Here is a 16320-nt window from a genome sequence, read left to right as displayed (position 1 = left end):
GGCAAGTCATTTTCCTAATACAGGAAGCCTCTCGGATGTCTATGAACCGAGAGGCTTTTTTCTTCCGGCAAAAGAAAGCCTCCTCCTTTTGAGGACGTGAATTGCCGTAATATAAACAATACAAAATCATCCGCTGAGATAGCGGACATTATACCAATATGAGTGAAGAACAACATGGCTCCGAAGAAAACGGAGGTATCCGCATTAATAAATTCCTGGCCTCCTGCGGCATTGATTCCCGCCGGGTGGCCGACAGGCTGATTGGAGAAGGGCGCGTGGAAGTGAACGGGAAGGTTATCGATACGCCTGGGATGAGGGTGACGGAGAAGGATTTCGTGAAGGTGGACGGTCGCCATATGACCCCTATGGAGGAGGTTGTAGTGCTGTTGAACAAGCCCCGCGGGTATGTATGCAGCCGAGAAGCGCAGGGAGCCATAGGCACTGTTTATGACCTGCTGCCGCCGCGCCTGCGCCATCTGAATTACGTTGGACGGCTGGATGCTGATTCCGAAGGTCTTCTGATTATGACGAATAAGGGGGAATTGACCCAGGTCCTTTCCCATCCTACCGGCGGCATTGAAAAGGAATATTGGGTGACGGTAGATCAGAATTTTGATAATTCCGTACTGATGCAGTTTTTGCGCGGCGTACGCATTCCGGAAGGAAATGCCAGGGCCAAATATGTTTGCCGCGCTTCCGCGCGCCGTGCCTGCATTGTTCTGGAACAGGGGTTGAAGCGTCAGGTGCGTCAAATGTTCCAGTGTCTGGGCCTTCGCGTCCGCAAGTTGGTGCGCGTGCGCATCGGCTCCCTGTGGGGGGGGGATTTGGAACCCGGGAGCTGGAAATTTCTGGATGACGCGGATGTGGCTCTGACGCTGAAGAATCCTCCCCGCCAGCGTAAATACCTGGGTGCTTCCCAGCTTGTCGCCGGAGGTGGCGCCAAGGGTGAGCAGGCAGGAAGAGGTGTTGATTCCGATGAAGATTATGTGTTTAATCCGGAAGATTTTGAAGCAGGGGATTCTTATGAACCTACTCCGGAAATGAAGACTCGTTTTGTAGAGACGGAGGATGAACGTGAAGTCAAGGAAGATGGATATTTCCGGGGAGATTCCGGCTTCCGTTCCCGTGACCGCCGCGGAGATTTTCATCGTCGTGAAGGTGGGTTCCAACGCCGTGAAAGCGGTTTTGGTAGAGACCGCCGCGAAGGAGGTTCCCAGCGTCAGGAGGGCGGTTTCAGGGAAAACCGTCGAGAAGGAGGATTCCAACGCCGTGAAAGCGGTTTTGGTAGAGACCGCCGCGAAGGAGGTTTCCAGCGTCGAGAGGGCGGCTTCAGGGAAAACCGTCGTGAAGGAGGGTTCCAACGTCGTGAAAGCAGTTTTGGTAGAGACCGCCGCGAGGGAGGGTTTCAGCGTCAGGAGGGCGGTTTCAGGGAAAACCGTCGTGAAGGAGGATTCCAACGCCGTGAAAGCGGTTTTGGTAGAGACCGCCGCGAAGGAGGTTTTCAGCGCCGTGAAGGCGGTTTTCGTAAACCGGGCTTTGGAGGCAGGTCTTCCGGCAGTTTTTCCCGCGGAAACAGAGGCCATTAATGAATGACTTGTTCCGGTATGAAGAAACATTGCAAAAGGTGGCTTTTTGCCGGATTGTGGGGACTGTCTCTTGTTCAGTGTCCACTTCTTGCTTCTCAGGATATTTCCTCTCCGACGCCTGCCGGGGAGGAAAATTTTGAGGTTTACCTGTCCGGTCTCCGCGAAAAAGCTCTGCATGGGGATCCAGCTGCCGCCCGGGAGCTGGCTGTGCATTATGACGTGGAGGGTAATGCGTCGGAAACATCCAAATGGATGTCCGAGTATGTTTCCCTGGCGGAGAAAGAGGCCAATAACGGAGATGTGGATTCCATGCTGGCCTTGGGCAAGCTGTTTTATGCAGGCAGCCGCCTGTACCCAAAAAATCTGGAAAAGGCCCGGTACTGGTTTACCCGCGCAGCTGACAACGGTAATGCCGCGGCACAGTACCAGGCGGCTGTAATGGCTTTCCAGGGAGCAGGAGGGCCGAAGGATGAGGCAACGGCAGCCCGTTATTATAAAAAATCTCTCCAGACGTGGAAGAAGGAGGCTGATGACGGCGACTCCAAGGCAGCGTTATGGGTAGCTCTTGTTTATGAACGAAAGCTGGTTCCGGATAGTTCTCCGGAAAAATCAGTCCCATATCTTCTTCAGGCAGCGGAAAGCGGCAATCTGACGGCACAAGGACTTCTGGCATTTAAGTACCGGGATGGGCTGGGAGTGCCGCAGGATGCGTCCAGGGCTGTGGAATGGTTTGAAAAGGCGGCCTCCCGTAAAGATTTGGGAGCCGTGATGGAACTGGGCATGATGTTCCGGGACGGCAAGTATTTGCCCCCTGACCGGGAAAAGGCCCTTTACTGGTTTGAAAAAGGGGCGGAATGGAAGGATCCGTACAGCATGGCTGCCCTGGCGGATATGCTGCTGGAGGGAGCTCCTTCCGCAGAACAGGCGGCCCGGGCCCTGGCTCTGTATCGTGAAGCTGCCGCCACCGGGTATTTCCCTGCGGCCCTAAAGGCCGCGGAGCTGCTCCAGAACGGAAAGGGTGGGGAACTGGATGCGGACGAAGCCTACAGGCTGCTGCGGCGTGTGGCTGACGCTACAGGGGATCCCAAGGCCATGTATATGCTGGCTCAGGTATATTATACACGGGGGGACGAGGTTCAGGGTGATTCCCTGATGAAAGCATCCGCCCAAGCGGCCTATCTGCCGGCCATGAACCGCATGGCGCGGCTCCATCTTCTGCCGGACAGTTCACTGCCCTGGAATCCTCTTTTATCCTATTATTATTGGAACCAGGCTGGCGAAATGGGGGATGAAAAGGCGGCTTCCGCCGCTTTTTGGCTGTTGTGGGGCGGCTCAGGCATCTTTTTATTGGCGGTATTGATTATTGTTTGGCGTTTCCAGCGTTTCGCCTCCAGAAGGCTTGCGGAACAGCAGAAACAGGAACAGCGGGCCTCTGATGACGCATGAAGCGTATTATGAGGTATCCGGCATGAAAAAAATCTGTTAAAAATACTGTAGTACTCCATGATGAACATGTTAGCTATTTTTGGACTGGGAACACCGGAAATTATCGCCATTCTGGTGATTGTCTTCCTTCTGTTCGGCGCTAAGAAACTTCCGGAATTTGCCCGCGGACTGGGCAAGAGCCTGGGAGAATTCAAGAAAGCCAAATCTGAATTTGAGGAAGAACTGTTAAAGACGGAGAAGGAAACGATGAGTGATGTCTCCGCCTCCAAAATGGAGGTCCGGCCTTCTCCCGAGCTTTCCCGGCCCATTGATGTGGAGGTGGAGAAGACGACGGACTCCAAACCGGAAGGTAAGTAAGTTGTTGCAGTTTGACGGCAATATAAGAACAGGGCGGGAATCTCCTGTCCTGTTTATTTTGGTTGAAAGGTTTTATTAAAATGGAGCGGGCCTTTTTTGCCAACCGCTTTGTTCAGAAGGCGGGAGCAATTAGAACGGAAGTTTTTTAATAGCCTGCAGGTTTTATTTTCCGGCAGGATACGGGCGGGAAAGAAGAGAAATTGAATGTTCACAGGAATACTGTGCAGAGTGGGGAGCTGTTCAGTTTATCGCGGTCCTTTTTTCAGGGCCTGGAAAAAAGAAAAGGCATGGATTTTTTTACGGCGGATGTTTTTCGTTTTTCAAAGGGTATATTGAATGCAGGGCTTCAAGTATTGATTTCTTGCGTTGTCCGTTGGCTTGTTGTACACATGTACTAATGAAGATTCATTTTTGCGGAGCGGCGGGAACGACGACGGGATCCCAGCATTTGCTGGAGGTGAACGGATGCCGGATTCTTCTGGATTGCGGCATGTACCAGGGTCGGCGTGAGGAGGCATGGCATATCAATAAGGATTTCCCCTATTTTTCTCCGGCGGAGGTGGACGCAGTGGTTCTTTCCCACGCTCATATTGATCATTCCGGCAATCTTCCCAATTTAGTGAAGCAAGGTTTTCAGGGAAATATCTACAGTACATTTGCAACCAGAGATCTCTGCCAGCTCATGCTGGCGGACGCCGCCCGCATTCAGGAGCATGACTGCGCATTCATCAATAAGATGAACAAGCGCCGCGGTGTTCATCAGCCAGACGTTTATCCTACTTATTCCGAACAGGATGCGGAGCGGTGCATGCGCCAGTTCGTGAATATCGGATATGACCGGCCCATTCCCGTTGTTCCGGGGGTGACGCTCACGTTTTATGATGCGGGCCATATTCTGGGCGCTGCACAGGTGTGTCTGGATATTGAGGACAGGGAAGACGGGCGGAAAAAGCGTTTCCTGTTTTCCGGGGATGTGGGGAGGGGAGATAACGAATTACTGCGCGATCCCGTTCCGGTTCCGGATGTGGATATTTTGCTGATGGAGAGCACTTACGGCGGCCGTTTCCATGAGGCTCCCTCCCGTGATGACGAGACGTTCTGCCGGGATATCAAGGAGGCTCTGGAACTGGGCGGCCGCGTTTATATTCCGGCTTTTGCGGTGGAGCGCACCCAGCAGCTGCTTTATCTGCTGAACAGGGCCTACCATGAAGGCACTCTGCCCTTGCTGCCTGTATATGTGGACAGCCCCATGGCAGTAGGCGCGACGGAGATTTTCCGCATTCATCCGGAGTGTTTCAATAAGGAGGTGTACGATTTCCTGTTCCGGGAGAAGGATCCGTTTTGTTTCGAACAGTTGCGTTTGATCCGTTCCGTGGGCGAGTCCCAGGAGTTGAATAAAATGAACGGGCAGGCTATCATTATTTCCGCTTCAGGAATGTGTGAGGCTGGGCGCATTCTTCACCACTTGGCGAATAACATCGGCGATCCGAAAAATACGGTTCTTTTTGTAGGCTATTGTGCTGAACATACGCTGGGCCGCAAGATTATGGATGGGTGGAAAGAGGTTCCCATCCTGGGTAAACAATATCCTGTCCGGGCCAGAATACGGGAGATGGATTCCTTTTCCGGCCATGCGGACCATGGAGAACTGCTGGAGTATTTTGACAGGACCGGGGGGCCCAAGAAAAATATCATTCTGGTGCATGGGGAGAAGAAGGCTACCCAGGCTTTGGCGGAGGCGCTCAGGGGGCGTCAGAGCAATCCCGTTTCTATCGCACAGTTGGGAAGCGCCATGGTGCTTTAATGTGCCGGAATACAGAATTGTTGCAGTATCCGCACGTGGTCCGGGCTCTCTTTCCCTGGTTTTGTGTTCAACGGCGGATACGGTCCTAGTATTCCAATCAAGTCATGACGCCGGGATGGCTGCTCTGGCCGCTTGACCCGGTGTGTTTACGGGGCTAGCGTGCAGGTATGTCTTCATTATTTATTGAATATCCCAAATGCACGACCTGCCAGAAAGCAAAAAAGTGGCTTGATGACCAGGGAATTTCTTATGAGGATCGCCACATTGTGGAACAGAACCCCACGGCAGAAGAACTGCGGAGGTGGATTGAAGAGAGCGGGTTGCCAGCCAGGAAATTTTTTAATACCAGTGGACTGCTTTACAAGAGCATGAAGCTGAAAGACAAGCTTGCCGGCATGAGCCTGGATGAGCAGATAGCCCTGTTGGCTTCCAACGGCATGCTGGTTAAACGCCCCATTTTTATTGCCAACGGAAAGATATGCGTCGGTTTCAAGGCTGACGAGTGGAAGGCCGTTCATCATTCCTGATTCCCGCCATGCCGCTGATTACCCGCACCAAGCCGGGCTCTGCCAATTTCGGCCCCTGGGAGAACATCGTCAGGGTTCTGATTCTGGTATGGTTCATGCTGTACACGTTGAATGCCATCCCGGATATTCATCCTCTGGTTGGCCGTATTGCGGTCAAGGTGAATTACTGGATCAGTTATTTCTTCATGTTTGAGTATATCCTGAGGGTGCTGTGCGCCAAGCCCCGGAAGGCTTATATTTTCAGCGGCATGGGGATTCTGGATTTTATTGTCTGCGTGCCGTTTCTGGCCATGTTTTTCGGGACGGACTGGCAGATTCTTTATTCCCTGCGGATTGTCCGCATACTGGCTATTTTCAAGTTGGCCCGGTTTAATGAAACCGCCGCCAGTTTCAAAAAAGCTTTTTACCTGATCCGGGATGAATTTTTTCTGTTCTTCTCCGTTATCCTGTTCATGCTGTACGTCACTTCCCTGGGAATCTATATTGCGGAACACGATGCCCAGCCCGAGAAATTCCGTTCCTTTTTTGACGCTCTCTGGTTTGCCGTGGAAACTTTAAGCACGGTTGGATATGGAGACCTGGTGCCTATTACTCCCATGGGGCGTATTTTTACCGGGGTAATTATGTTTATTGCCGTGTCCATCATTGCTATTTCCACAGGGCTGATCACGTCTGCTTTTTCCCGCGTATGGCAACAGGAGAATGTTTTTGCGCACCGCCATAAAAGGGACGCAGACAAGGTGGCGTCTGAGGCCGGAGGGGAGGAAGAAGTTCCCAAATAGGCTTGTTCCGCTTCCCGTGGATTGTTGACAACGGTTTCAAAAAGAACGGCCGCCTTTCTTGAAGAAAGGCGGCCGTTGCATAAGGGAAAGCAAGGTTGTATCCTAGCTGTTGTACATTTCCGTGTAGTACTGATCCGCCATGCGGTCGGAGTCGAATTCGGGATAGATGTCTGTCATCGCATTGAAAACGATGTCCATCCACTTGTCGTTGTGATCGTAGTAGAGGGGAAGAATCTTGTCGTCCAGAATGTTGTAGAAGTTATCGCGGTCGGAGCGGTCGCGGGCTTCCGGGGAGAGATGGGCGGGAGCTTCCGGAATGACGAAGCAGTTTTTCCCATCCTTGGCGAATTCGCAGATCCAGCCGTCATTGGTGGAGACGGAGATGGAGCCGTTCATGGCGGCGGACATGCCGGAGGTTCCGGAGGCTTCCCGGGTTACCACGGGGTTGTTGAGCCATACGTCGGAACCGTTTTTCAGGTAGCGGCTCAAGCCCAGTTCATAGCCGGTGAGCACGGCGGAACGGGGGTATTTGGCCGTCATGTCGTTCAGGCGGTTAAAGATTTCAATAGCGCCATGATCCATCGGGTAGGGTTTGCCGGCCCAGATGAACTGCACCGGATAATTGGTGCGCTGGAGCATGCGTTCGAACATCGTGGGATTGCCGGTGACCAGGTCCGGACGCTTGTAGGCCGCAAAACGGCGCGCCCATACGATAGTGAGGCAGTTCGGGTCAAAAACGCGGCCCGTTTGTTCACCCACCATGCGGAAGAGGGCTTTTTTCAGGGCCCGCTTGCGGCGGATGAACGCTTCCTTGTTGCGGGCCTGGAAGGCTTCCGCCAGTTCCGGGTCCTGCCAGTATTTTTGGTTCTGGGCATTCGTGATATGGATGATGGGGCATATGCCCTCATAGTCCTTCCACATCTGGCGGGACACTTCTCCATGGAGTTTGGAGACGCCGTTGGCGATGTGGGAGAGGCGTAAGGCGGCCAGCGTGTAGTTGAACGTATTGTCCGTCATGCCTACGGCGGCGCGCACCTGTTCCATGGAGAGCCCGTCGAAGAAGGAGAACGTATTCATGGTGTTTACGTCCATCTTTTCGTTGCCGGCTTCTTCCGGGGTATGGGTGGTGAAAACGAAACGCTTGCGCACTTCTTCCACGCTGCCGGTCTTGGCAAGCACGTGGAAGGCTGCAGCCAGGCCGTGGGCTTCGTTTAAATGGTAGATTTCCGGTTCAACGCCCAGTTCGTCAAAAAGGCGGGCGCCTCCCTTGCCCAGCAGCACGTACTGGGCGATGCGAGTGAATCCGTTGGCGTCGTACAGGCGGCGGGAGATGTTGCGGCTTTCCTCGTCATTTTCCTCCAGGTCCGTGGAAAGGAAGAACATGGGCGCGGTGCCGAATGTTTCCGGATTCAGGAAGTAGGCTTTTACCCAGACGGGCGCTCCGCAGACATGAATGAGGAATTTGATGTTGTGATCTTCCAGGAACGGGTAGTTTTTACGCATGTATTGCGTAGCCATGGACCCGTCTTCCGCACGGATCTGGTTATAGTAGCCGTAGCTCCACAGAATACCGACGCCTACGAGGTTCTGGCGCAGGTCATGCGCGCTGCGCATATGGGAGCCGGACAGGTAGCCCAGACCGCCGGAATAGATTTTAAATGAATTATCAATGGCGTATTCCATGGAGAAGTACGCAACGCTTTTCCCATATTTGGGGTCTATTTCATACGGGTGCTCGAAAATGGTGGGTAAAAATGATTTCGCCATGGTTCTGTAAATAGAGTAAAGTGTTCAAAAGGAGAACTCGCACGCCTTGGTATCATGATTCTTTCCCGTTGGAAAGGGCAAATTGCGTGTGTTTTTGAATTGTCGATTGAACAGGAACGTCTTTCCGGCGTTTGCCGTCCGCAGTTGTTCCGAGGCGTTTTCCTGAGAAGGGAAGGAGAGGCGGGAGCCTCCGTTCCCTGGGCTTTTCGGCGTTCCGAAATGAATTTTGAGCTTGCCGCCGCAGGGGAAAAAGAGCATGAATGGGGGGCATGAAAGCTCTTGTAAAAACGCAGGCTGGCCCCGGTTTGGAATTGATGGATGTTCCTATGCCGGAAGTCGGCCCGAATGATGTTCTGATTAAAATTCATAAAACAGCCATTTGCGGCACGGACCTTCATATTTGGAATTGGGATAAATGGGCCCAGCAGACTATTCCGGTGGGGATGCATGTGGGCCATGAGTTCTGCGGCGTGATTGAGTCCGTAGGCTCTTCCGTGACGGAATACAAGCCCGGGGAGATTGTTTCCGGTGAGGGGCACATTGTCTGCGGCCATTGCCGCAGCTGCCGTTCAGGGCAGAAGCACTTGTGTCCCAACACAAAGGGAGTGGGGGTCAACAGGCCCGGCTGTTTTGCGGAGTACCTTTCCATTCCGCAGGATAACGTGGTGCGCATCCACAAGAGTATTCCGATGGAAATCGCCTCTATCTTCGACCCGCTGGGCAACGCCGTCCATACGGCTTTGTCCTGGGACCTGGTAGGCGAGGACGTCCTGATTACCGGGGCCGGAGTGATCGGCTGCATGGCCGCCGCCGTTTGCAAGAAGGCCGGAGCCAAGACGGTGGTCATTACGGATATCAATGATTTCCGCCTGGGCCTTGCCAAAACGCTGGGTGCGGACCGGACCGTGAACGTGACCCGTGAAAAGCTGGAAGACGTGATGAAGGAACTGGAAATGACGGAGGGTTTTGACGTGTGCCTGGAAATGAGCGGAGCTCCGTCTTGCCTGAAGGACATCATCGACAATTCCCGCAACGGAGCCAATATTTCCCTGCTGGGAATTCAACCCGACGGTTCCAGCATCGAATGGAATAAATTCATTTGGAAAGGGCTGAAGATGAAAGGAATTTATGGCCGTGAAATCTTTGAAACGTGGCATAAGATGGATTCCATGATCCGCAGCGGCCTGGATATAGCGCCCATCATCACGCACCGTCTGCCCTATACGGAATTCCGGGAAGGGTTTGAAGCCATGAATTCGGGAAAATCCGGCAAGGTTGTTCTGGACTGGATTGTTTGATTCCCTTTTTTCTTTCCATGTGATTGTGGATGCCCCGGTTTTCCTTCAGGAAACCGGGGCATTTTTTAGGGGACAGGGATAAAGGGGGACAGGGATAAAGGGGGACAGGGATAAAGGGGGATAGGGATAAAGGGGGATAGGGATAAAGGGGGATAGGGATAAAGGGGGATAGGGGTGTTGTTGAAACGTCAGGCTGTTTTTCCGGGAGGATGCGGCATCCGGGCTTCCCGGGCATGGGCGCGGCGTTCTTCTTTCATGCGACGTGCATAGCTGTCGTCGTCTTCTTCAAAAGCGTCCGGATGAGTCAATCTGAGCCTTCGTATTACCTTGTCATGGTCGCCGGGGGAAACCAGGTCCGTAAACAGGCCTCCGTGAAGGTGGTCTACCTCGTGCTGCAGGCAGCGCGCCAGCAGTCCGTTGCATTTCACAGTCACAGTCCGTCCGTCCATCATGGTTAGAATTGCCCGTACGCAGGAACGGCGCATTACGTCCGCATATACTTTGGTGATGCTCAGGCAGCCTTCCCGGTACGGCACTTTTTTGCCGAAGGGATGCAGGATGGGATTGATGAAATTCAAGGGCATGATTTGGGACAAAGTAGCGGGGCGTCCGTCCACTTCCAGCCAGGTAGTGGTTGCATCTGTGGAGGGGATGTTGATGGTGACCATCTGAATGGGCCGGCCTACCTGCGGCGCGGCCAGGCCTATGCCTCCCTGGGCCAGGGTTTCCTGCATATCGTCCAGGAAGGAAAGGATATCTCTGTTGATATGAACTACGGGCCCGCATTCCTCTCTCAAAAGAGGATGTCCGTATTGAAGAATATCAAGAATCACGGCTGACAGGATGATATGGATAAAAAAGTGTGACATCCCGAATCAGAAAAGTGTTCACCATATTAAATAAATATTTCTTCCTGTCGAAGGAACGGGAATGTTTTTCCCGGATGAAATGAAAAGACCTTGAACTTTGATGACGCTTTTTTACGGTAGCTTCGGCGCCGCGGTGCGGGCCGGAGTTTCATTCTTCTTCTTCAATGCTGCTTTCTTATGAAGTTTAGCTCCTGTTTTTCTCTGTTCCTGAATTTGCCGTTGATGGGAGGCGCGCTCCCGCTGGCGCTGTGTTTGTGTTCCTGCGGAGATAAGGGAAAAGATGCCAGGTCTGCGGAAGCAGGGGCTTCTGAAGAGCTTTCCCCGGTGGAATCTTATGAAGAGCTGCTTTCCCTGCGACTGAAGGAAGTGGAACAGATGACGGATCTGGTTATTTCCATCCAGGACCGTGCCGCAGGAGAGGCCCTGATGGATGAACTTGGACGCCTGACGGAGAAATTTAAATTTTACGATATGAATTGCGGGCGCCTGATGGCTCTGAATCTGCGCGTGCATGAAGAATCGCGTAAAATGCATCCCGCCTTTCATTCCATTCTCCGGGAACGCGTGGACAAGGCCCGCGACCGGATGATGTCGGGAATACTGAAGCTCCATGAATTCAGGTATTATGATTCCGATGTCATCAGGAATGATCTGGAAAAGTGCGGTCTCAGTCTGACGGACGAACGGGTGGCCCTGTATTTGAATAACAAGATAAAGCCGTTTCTGAAAGCTTATCTGGAACAGTATTCCACCATGGTGGACATGCTGGAGGGGATTGACAATAAAGTTGCCGCGGAAGCCTATGCCGTATCTGTAGCCCTTCAGGGCCGAATGGTCAGGGAACAGATGAACAACATTGCCAGAATGGAGAAGAAGTATGGTGACTGGATTCCCGGTTTTGAACGGCATTTCCATGAGGGGCTGGAAAAGATGAGAAAGCAGGCGGAGGATGAGCGTAAACGCGCTTTCCGGGCGCTCCTGAAGCTGACGACGGCCAGGATGTATGGTTCCCCTTCCATGCAAAAGGCTGTGGCGGGGCTTAAAATAGAGCAGCCCAGGCTGATCGATTTTCAGGAGTTCTGGTCCGACCCTGTCGTGACCATGGAGGAGTTCTGCCTGTGCCTGGAGAGAGTTGACTTTCTTCTTCGCGGCATCAAGGATGCCGGAACGGCTGACCGGTGCGCCATGGAGTTGGTGGAAGTGGTGGCCAAGTTGAAAAGGCTGCGCTATGTTGTTGATGATTTTCAGAAATCTGGACGTATGAATCTGGTGAAAACCAGGGAAATGGAGCGTATCAGCCGCCGTGCGGAGGAAGCGGAAATGGCCGTTTCCAGCACCATAGCCCGTCTTATTGCGGAGACGGACGTAGTAACCCGTTCTCCTCTTCTTTTCAGGGCCATGGGACTTTACCGCGATGTAATGTACGCGCATTGAGCGCCGTATGCGCGGAAAGCGATGATTGACTTTCTTGGGCGGGATATGACAATCAGCCTATGAAGGATGTTGATTTTTCCGGCAGTACCGTGGTGGTGACGGGAGGAGCCTGCGGCATTGGCCGCGCCATTGCGGAAGCCTGCGCTGCGGCGGGAGCCCGGGTGGCGGTTTTGGATGTGAAGCATGAGGAAACGGCCTCCCTGCTGGAGGAACTGCCGGGAGAGGGGCATCTTTGCGTGACGGGCAATGCTGGCGTGGAAGAGGACGTGCGGTCTTTTGCGGAAAAGGTGTTGGAATGCTTTGGGCATGTGGATGTGCTGGTAAATAATGCGTGCATCACGCGTCGCGGCATTCTGTCCGGCTGTTCCTTTGAGGAATTCAATGAAGTTTTGCGCGTGGGAGTTTCCGCTCCCTATCTGCTAAGCCTTTTATTTCGCGACCATTTTTCCCGCGGCGCTTCCATCGTGAATATTGCTTCCACCCGCGCATCCATGTCCCAGAAGGATACGGAAAGCTATAGCGCGGCCAAGGGCGCCCTCACTTCTTTAACTCATGCTCTCGCCATGAGCCTCGCCCCTTTCGGCGTTCGTGTGAACAGCATCAGTCCTGGCTGGATTGACACGGGGGCTTTCGGCGTCCTGTCTCCGGAAGACGGTTTTCAGCACCCTTCCGGACGTGTCGGTTCGCCGGAAGATATCGTGAAGGCCGTTTTCTTTCTCTGCAGCTCCGGCTTTGTCAATGCGGAGAATCTGGTCATTGACGGCGGCATGTCCCGTATGATGGTGTACCATGGGGATGAGGGGTGGTCATTTCATCCGGAACAGGCAGACAGCGCCTCCTCCTGATGGGCTTGCGCTTCCGGCATGCTTTCCATTACAGCTGTTTCAAACAGGTTCCGCGCGTTCCTACGCTTATTTCTCCAGGAGCCCGGAGAACAGCGGCAGGCAGGCCGTCTGCCTCCATAAAAAAGGGCCGTCTCCGGGACGGAGCGGCCCTGTTATGCCTCGGAGGAGAATAACGTCAGCGAATCGTGACGCGGGGGTCGTTCGCCAGAACTTCGGCCAGTTCATCCCAGCCGTCTTCCGTCTGGAGCTGGAACATCTGGAGGTATACGGACGCTACGCCGGCAGGGTATTTTTCAAACAGTTCGTCCACAGCTTTGGCGAGTTTGTCCTTGTCCAGCGTTTCCGGCAGTTCATTGACAATGCCGTTGCCGTCATGGGGGATGCCCAGGGTATTCAGGAACGTAATCAGCATGTCCTGGTGTTTGCGCAACAGCCAGACCTGAAGCAGATGATCACCGATTTCATTGCTGGGTTTCCATGACAGCATTTTCTTGATGAAGGAAAATTGTTCCTGAAGAGGTTTGCGCTGGATAAATTCGGGGCGCAGTTTTTTCAGGGCTCCAAGTTCACGCACGGCGGCGCGGTAAATGGCGCGTTCCTGGTTGCGCATCCAGTCCAGAATGTTGCTGATTGTTTCTTCGTCCGCCTGCTGGAAAATGTAATATGCCTTCATGATAAGTAGGGAAAGAAAAGCTCTTTGAGGACATGAACTCCACCATGTTTCCCGCGCCTATGCAAGCTCTTCTACTGTCACCTGCCGCTCTTGGCTTCTATTCCGCATTCAAGGAGTAAAAAAACGGTCTTATTGCAAAAAAGACTTGCTAAAAGGGGACTCTTATGATTACTTGCTCGTGCGCTTCTCGCGATGCCACTGTAGCTCAGGGGTAGAGCAACGCATTCGTAATGCGTGGGTCGTCGGTTCAATTCCGACCAGTGGCTCCATCTTCATGGGTGGTGCTTGTCGCGGGGAATCACCGGATACATGCCTCGTTAGCTCAGTTGGTAGAGCAGCTGACTCTTAATCAGTTTGTCCACGGTTCGAGCCCGTGACGGGGTACCATCCGGTCGTTCCTGCAAGGGATGCCCTTATTCCAGTGCCTCGTTAGCTCAGTTGGTAGAGCAGCTGACTCTTAATCAGTTTGTCCACGGTTCGAGCCCGTGACGGGGTACCATCTCTTTTTTAGTCCGGCTTGCTGATGGCAAAGCCGGATTTTATTTATTCCAAAATAAGGGAATAGAGAAACGAATTGAGAAACCTGAAACCTGATAGGGAAACCGGATTTATGAAATGGGGTGTTGCCTCCATGGAAACAGGCATTGCCGGTGTAAGCGCGCCGGGATTGTCGAGGAAAGGGCATTCCGGGCATGAATGTTCTGAAGCTGGCTTCCCGGACAATTTCTCCTTTTGATTGCGCGGCCCGTTCCAGTAGTGTACGAATGCCGCAGTGAAGGAGCGGAACGTTCAGGATTGTTTTATAGCTCAGTGTTTCGCCGTGGAGAAGGGCGGCGGGGGCCGTCCTGAAACCTGGGGGCGGTTGAAAGAGGCGGTGATGAATAATTTGCTGAAACGGCAGGCTGGCCGTGAGGGCCGGCTGCCGGGGGGATTCGCTTTTTCCTTGAGGGAAGAGGAGGCCCGCCGGGCTGTTACTCCTTCCGTGCTGGAAGGATTGCTGGGGCGTTTCCTGACGGATGCCCGCCGTTCCGGGACGGTGTATACCCCCGGCTTTCTTGTTCGCTGGATGGCCCGGGAAGCGGTATCTTCCTGGCTGGAATCCAGATTGCCTGCTCCCAGGAGCGGTGATGAAGAAGCCGGGTTGCTGGGAAGTGTCCGTGTGCTGGATTTATCCGCCGGGGCCGGAGCATTCACCATGGGAATGCTCCGGGAGCTTGTCTCCCGCAGAAAGCGTCTGGAACCGGGGTGTCCGGAGTCCGATTTAATCCGCTCCGTTTTGGAAGAGAATATTTATGGAGTGGATGTCTGTGCGGAGGCGTTGGAAGTGGCCCGTTTCCGTTTTCGTTGCGCATGGCTCGCCGCCGGAGGAAAGGGGGAGTTACGGGATCGCCTGCTGTGCGGGGACAGTCTGGATATGTCTGCGTCCGGCGTCTGGCGGCAGGGCCTTTCAACGGTCATGGAGGAAGGAGGCTTTGACCTGGTGATAGGCAATCCCCCTTTTGTCGGGGAAAAAGGGAACAAGGAATTATTTGACCGCTTGAAATGTTCTTCTCTTGCTTCCTACTGTTCTTCCCGCATGGATTACTGGTACGTGTTTGCCTGTGTGGGGCTGGATGTCCTGAAGCGGGGGGGCGTGATGCATCTGGTCGTTCCCAACAAGTGGATGGCTAATGCCGGAGCCGCCTTTCTCCGCCGCAAGCTGCTGGAAGATTGCGGTTTGCTGCGCTTGTCGGATTTCGGAGCCTGCCGGGTGTTTGAATCCGCCCGCGTCCATACCATGACTGTTCTGGCGGAGAAAAAGGGAGAGGAAGGCAAGCGTCTGGTTCCGGAATACCGCCGTTTTGGCGGCTCCGTGAATGAAGTGGAATCATTTCTGGAACATGAGCCGTACCGTCGGTTTCCCCTGCCGGAAGATGTCGGAACGTGCGTCAGGGAAGGATTGTCCTTCTGCTCTTCAGCAGAGCGGCGTCTTCTGGAAAAGATGGAAGCGTGCCGGAATTTCAGGCTGGATGCCGCAAAGGAAATGACGCAGGGGATTGTGCCGAATCCTGACGTCGTTTCCTCCCGCGCTCTGGAGAATCTGGGGCCTGAAACAGTGCGGCGGTTCGGAATCCGGAGGGGGGATGGGGTATTCGTCGTGCCTAAGGGGTATGTTGACCTGCTGCCGGAACGGGAGCGGCGTTTTCTCAAGCCTCTGTATGAACCTGTTCAGGCAGGGCGGCATGCGCTGAACGCTCCTGAAAAGGTGTTGTTATATCTGACCCCGTCCAACGGAGCGGAGCAGGCCGTTACGCTTTTGCGCCATTTGGAAAAGTTCCGTCCCCTGATGGAGGCCCGGCGGGAAACACGCATGGGCCGCATGAAATACTACCATGTGCACTGGCCCCGGCAGGAGCGTTTTTTCCGTCCCGGCCCCAAAATCCTGGCCGTCAGGAAGTGTGCCCGTCCAACCTTCTCCTATACGGAAAAGGAGGCTTATGTGATGATGGCATTCAACGTGATTCGCTCGGAACGCGTGAGCATGAAATATCTGGCGGCTCTGTTCAATTCGCGCCTGATGCAGTTTTGGTTTCTCCGCCGGGGAAAAATGCAGGGGGATTTTTTCCAGATGGATACCGCCCCTATCCTCCGGGCCCCCATCCGCGTGCCCGGCCTTCCCCTGTTGCGGGAGGCGGAAAGGCTGGCGGACGCGCTCGCGGTCCGCTATTGTCCGGAAGGGGATGAGCGGATGAATGTGCTGATGGAAGACATTTACGGCCTTTCCCCGCAGGAGCGGGAGGTTGTTATTCAGGCATGTTCCTCCATGCGGGCCGGGAGGGAAAGCTTGCCGGAATGATGCGCTGGAGCCGGTAAACGTTAGCGATGATGCCAGGGAACTTCATTATGGTTTCGCCATCGCGTCGGGAATGATGAGGAATGGCCCCCATTCGTC

Annotated in this window: 13 protein-coding genes and 3 tRNA genes; 13 read left to right on the top strand and 3 right to left on the bottom strand. The window is 53.8% G+C overall.

Annotation, left to right across the window (positions count from 1 at the left end):
* Positions 1-158: 158 nt before the first annotated feature.
* The 6 genes from O4G22_RS01275 (at position 159) to O4G22_RS01250 (ending at position 6502) form a co-directional block, all read left to right on the top strand.
* A complete protein-coding gene (locus O4G22_RS01275) occupies positions 159-1586 on the top strand; it encodes a pseudouridine synthase (protein WP_306701977.1) in 1428 nt (475 codons plus the stop codon).
* Positions 1587-1604: 18 nt separating this feature from the next.
* The gene (locus O4G22_RS01270; protein WP_306701976.1) at positions 1605-3032 is read left to right on the top strand and encodes an SEL1-like repeat protein; all 1428 of its coding nucleotides are present in this window, start codon (positions 1605-1607) and stop codon (positions 3030-3032) included.
* 66 nt (positions 3033-3098) lie between these two features.
* The gene (locus O4G22_RS01265) at positions 3099-3389 is read left to right on the top strand and encodes a Sec-independent protein translocase subunit TatA/TatB (protein ID WP_300811319.1); all 291 of its coding nucleotides are present in this window, start codon (positions 3099-3101) and stop codon (positions 3387-3389) included.
* Between the two features lie 397 nt (positions 3390-3786).
* A complete protein-coding gene (locus O4G22_RS01260; RefSeq protein WP_290488332.1) occupies positions 3787-5193 on the top strand; it encodes an MBL fold metallo-hydrolase RNA specificity domain-containing protein in 1407 nt (468 codons plus the stop codon).
* A gap of 167 nt (positions 5194-5360) precedes the next feature.
* Positions 5361-5720 (top strand): arsenate reductase family protein, encoded by a 360-nt coding sequence (locus tag O4G22_RS01255; RefSeq protein ID WP_094136622.1) that lies wholly within the window; start codon positions 5361-5363, stop codon positions 5718-5720.
* Positions 5721-5728: 8 nt separating this feature from the next.
* Positions 5729-6502, top strand: a complete 774-nt coding sequence (locus O4G22_RS01250) for an ion transporter (protein ID WP_290488333.1) — start codon at positions 5729-5731, stop codon at positions 6500-6502.
* 102 nt (positions 6503-6604) lie between these two features.
* Here O4G22_RS01250 and glgP read toward each other — a convergent pair whose 3' ends face one another.
* On the bottom strand, positions 6605-8269 hold the full coding sequence (glgP, locus tag O4G22_RS01245) for an alpha-glucan family phosphorylase (RefSeq protein ID WP_094136620.1): 1665 nt from the start codon (positions 8267-8269) through the stop codon (positions 6605-6607).
* 260 nt (positions 8270-8529) lie between these two features.
* Between glgP and tdh the strand changes: the two genes are divergently transcribed.
* Complete coding sequence (gene tdh / locus O4G22_RS01240) at positions 8530-9567, top strand: L-threonine 3-dehydrogenase (protein ID WP_094136618.1); 1038 nt, start codon at positions 8530-8532, stop codon at positions 9565-9567.
* A 188-nt stretch (positions 9568-9755) separates the two neighbouring features.
* Here the strand turns inward: tdh and def are convergent, their stop codons facing one another.
* On the bottom strand, positions 9756-10436 hold the full coding sequence (gene def / locus O4G22_RS01235; RefSeq protein WP_306701975.1) for a peptide deformylase: 681 nt from the start codon (positions 10434-10436) through the stop codon (positions 9756-9758).
* A gap of 177 nt (positions 10437-10613) precedes the next feature.
* Here def and O4G22_RS01230 point away from each other — a divergent pair, with 177 nt between their 5' ends.
* Both O4G22_RS01230 and O4G22_RS01225 read left to right on the top strand, forming a co-directional pair.
* Entirely contained in the window at positions 10614-11870 is a 1257-nt protein-coding gene (locus O4G22_RS01230) for a hypothetical protein (protein WP_306701974.1), read from the top strand.
* 59 nt (positions 11871-11929) lie between these two features.
* Positions 11930-12715, top strand: a complete 786-nt coding sequence (locus tag O4G22_RS01225) for an SDR family oxidoreductase (RefSeq protein WP_306701973.1) — start codon at positions 11930-11932, stop codon at positions 12713-12715.
* A gap of 175 nt (positions 12716-12890) precedes the next feature.
* On the opposite strand, the gene O4G22_RS01220 is transcribed toward O4G22_RS01225, so the two are convergent.
* On the bottom strand, positions 12891-13388 hold the full coding sequence (locus O4G22_RS01220) for a hypothetical protein (protein ID WP_022197832.1): 498 nt from the start codon (positions 13386-13388) through the stop codon (positions 12891-12893).
* Between the two features lie 194 nt (positions 13389-13582).
* Here O4G22_RS01220 and O4G22_RS01215 point away from each other — a divergent pair.
* The 4 genes from O4G22_RS01215 to O4G22_RS01200 all read left to right on the top strand — a co-directional run bounded on the left by O4G22_RS01215 (position 13583) and on the right by O4G22_RS01200 (position 16224).
* A tRNA-Thr gene (locus tag O4G22_RS01215) sits at positions 13583-13657 on the top strand.
* 42 nt (positions 13658-13699) lie between these two features.
* A tRNA-Lys gene (locus O4G22_RS01210) sits at positions 13700-13775 on the top strand.
* Between the two features lie 36 nt (positions 13776-13811).
* A tRNA-Lys gene (locus O4G22_RS01205) sits at positions 13812-13887 on the top strand.
* Positions 13888-14265: 378 nt separating this feature from the next.
* Entirely contained in the window at positions 14266-16224 is a 1959-nt protein-coding gene (locus tag O4G22_RS01200; RefSeq protein ID WP_306713903.1) for an Eco57I restriction-modification methylase domain-containing protein, read from the top strand.
* Positions 16225-16320: the final 96 nt, after the last annotated feature.

This window comes from Akkermansia muciniphila (assembly GCF_030848305.1).
Lineage (GTDB): Bacteria > Verrucomicrobiota > Verrucomicrobiia > Verrucomicrobiales > Akkermansiaceae > Akkermansia > Akkermansia muciniphila_A.
The sequence above is the reverse complement of the archived record's forward strand: the minus strand, read 5'-3'. Positions and strand labels throughout refer to the sequence as shown.

Bases quoted from the DNA above. Each gene is read 5' to 3' on its own strand.
- O4G22_RS01275 (WP_306701977.1), top strand. From the start codon at position 159: ATGAGTGAAGAACAACATGGCTCCGAAGAAAACGGAGGTATCCGCATT.
- O4G22_RS01270 (WP_306701976.1), top strand. From the start codon at position 1,605: ATGAAGAAACATTGCAAAAGGTGGCTTTTTGCCGGATTGTGGGGACTG.
- O4G22_RS01265 (WP_300811319.1), top strand. From the start codon at position 3,099: ATGTTAGCTATTTTTGGACTGGGAACACCGGAAATTATCGCCATTCTG.
- O4G22_RS01260 (WP_290488332.1), top strand. From the start codon at position 3,787: ATGAAGATTCATTTTTGCGGAGCGGCGGGAACGACGACGGGATCCCAG.
- O4G22_RS01255 (WP_094136622.1), top strand. From the start codon at position 5,361: ATGTCTTCATTATTTATTGAATATCCCAAATGCACGACCTGCCAGAAA.
- O4G22_RS01250 (WP_290488333.1), top strand. From the start codon at position 5,729: ATGCCGCTGATTACCCGCACCAAGCCGGGCTCTGCCAATTTCGGCCCC.
- glgP (WP_094136620.1), bottom strand. From the start codon at position 8,269: ATGGCGAAATCATTTTTACCCACCATTTTCGAGCACCCGTATGAAATA.
- tdh (WP_094136618.1), top strand. From the start codon at position 8,530: ATGGGGGGCATGAAAGCTCTTGTAAAAACGCAGGCTGGCCCCGGTTTG.
- def (WP_306701975.1), bottom strand. From the start codon at position 10,436: ATGTCACACTTTTTTATCCATATCATCCTGTCAGCCGTGATTCTTGAT.
- O4G22_RS01230 (WP_306701974.1), top strand. From the start codon at position 10,614: ATGAAGTTTAGCTCCTGTTTTTCTCTGTTCCTGAATTTGCCGTTGATG.
- O4G22_RS01225 (WP_306701973.1), top strand. From the start codon at position 11,930: ATGAAGGATGTTGATTTTTCCGGCAGTACCGTGGTGGTGACGGGAGGA.
- O4G22_RS01220 (WP_022197832.1), bottom strand. From the start codon at position 13,388: ATGAAGGCATATTACATTTTCCAGCAGGCGGACGAAGAAACAATCAGC.
- O4G22_RS01200 (WP_306713903.1), top strand. From the start codon at position 14,266: ATGAATAATTTGCTGAAACGGCAGGCTGGCCGTGAGGGCCGGCTGCCG.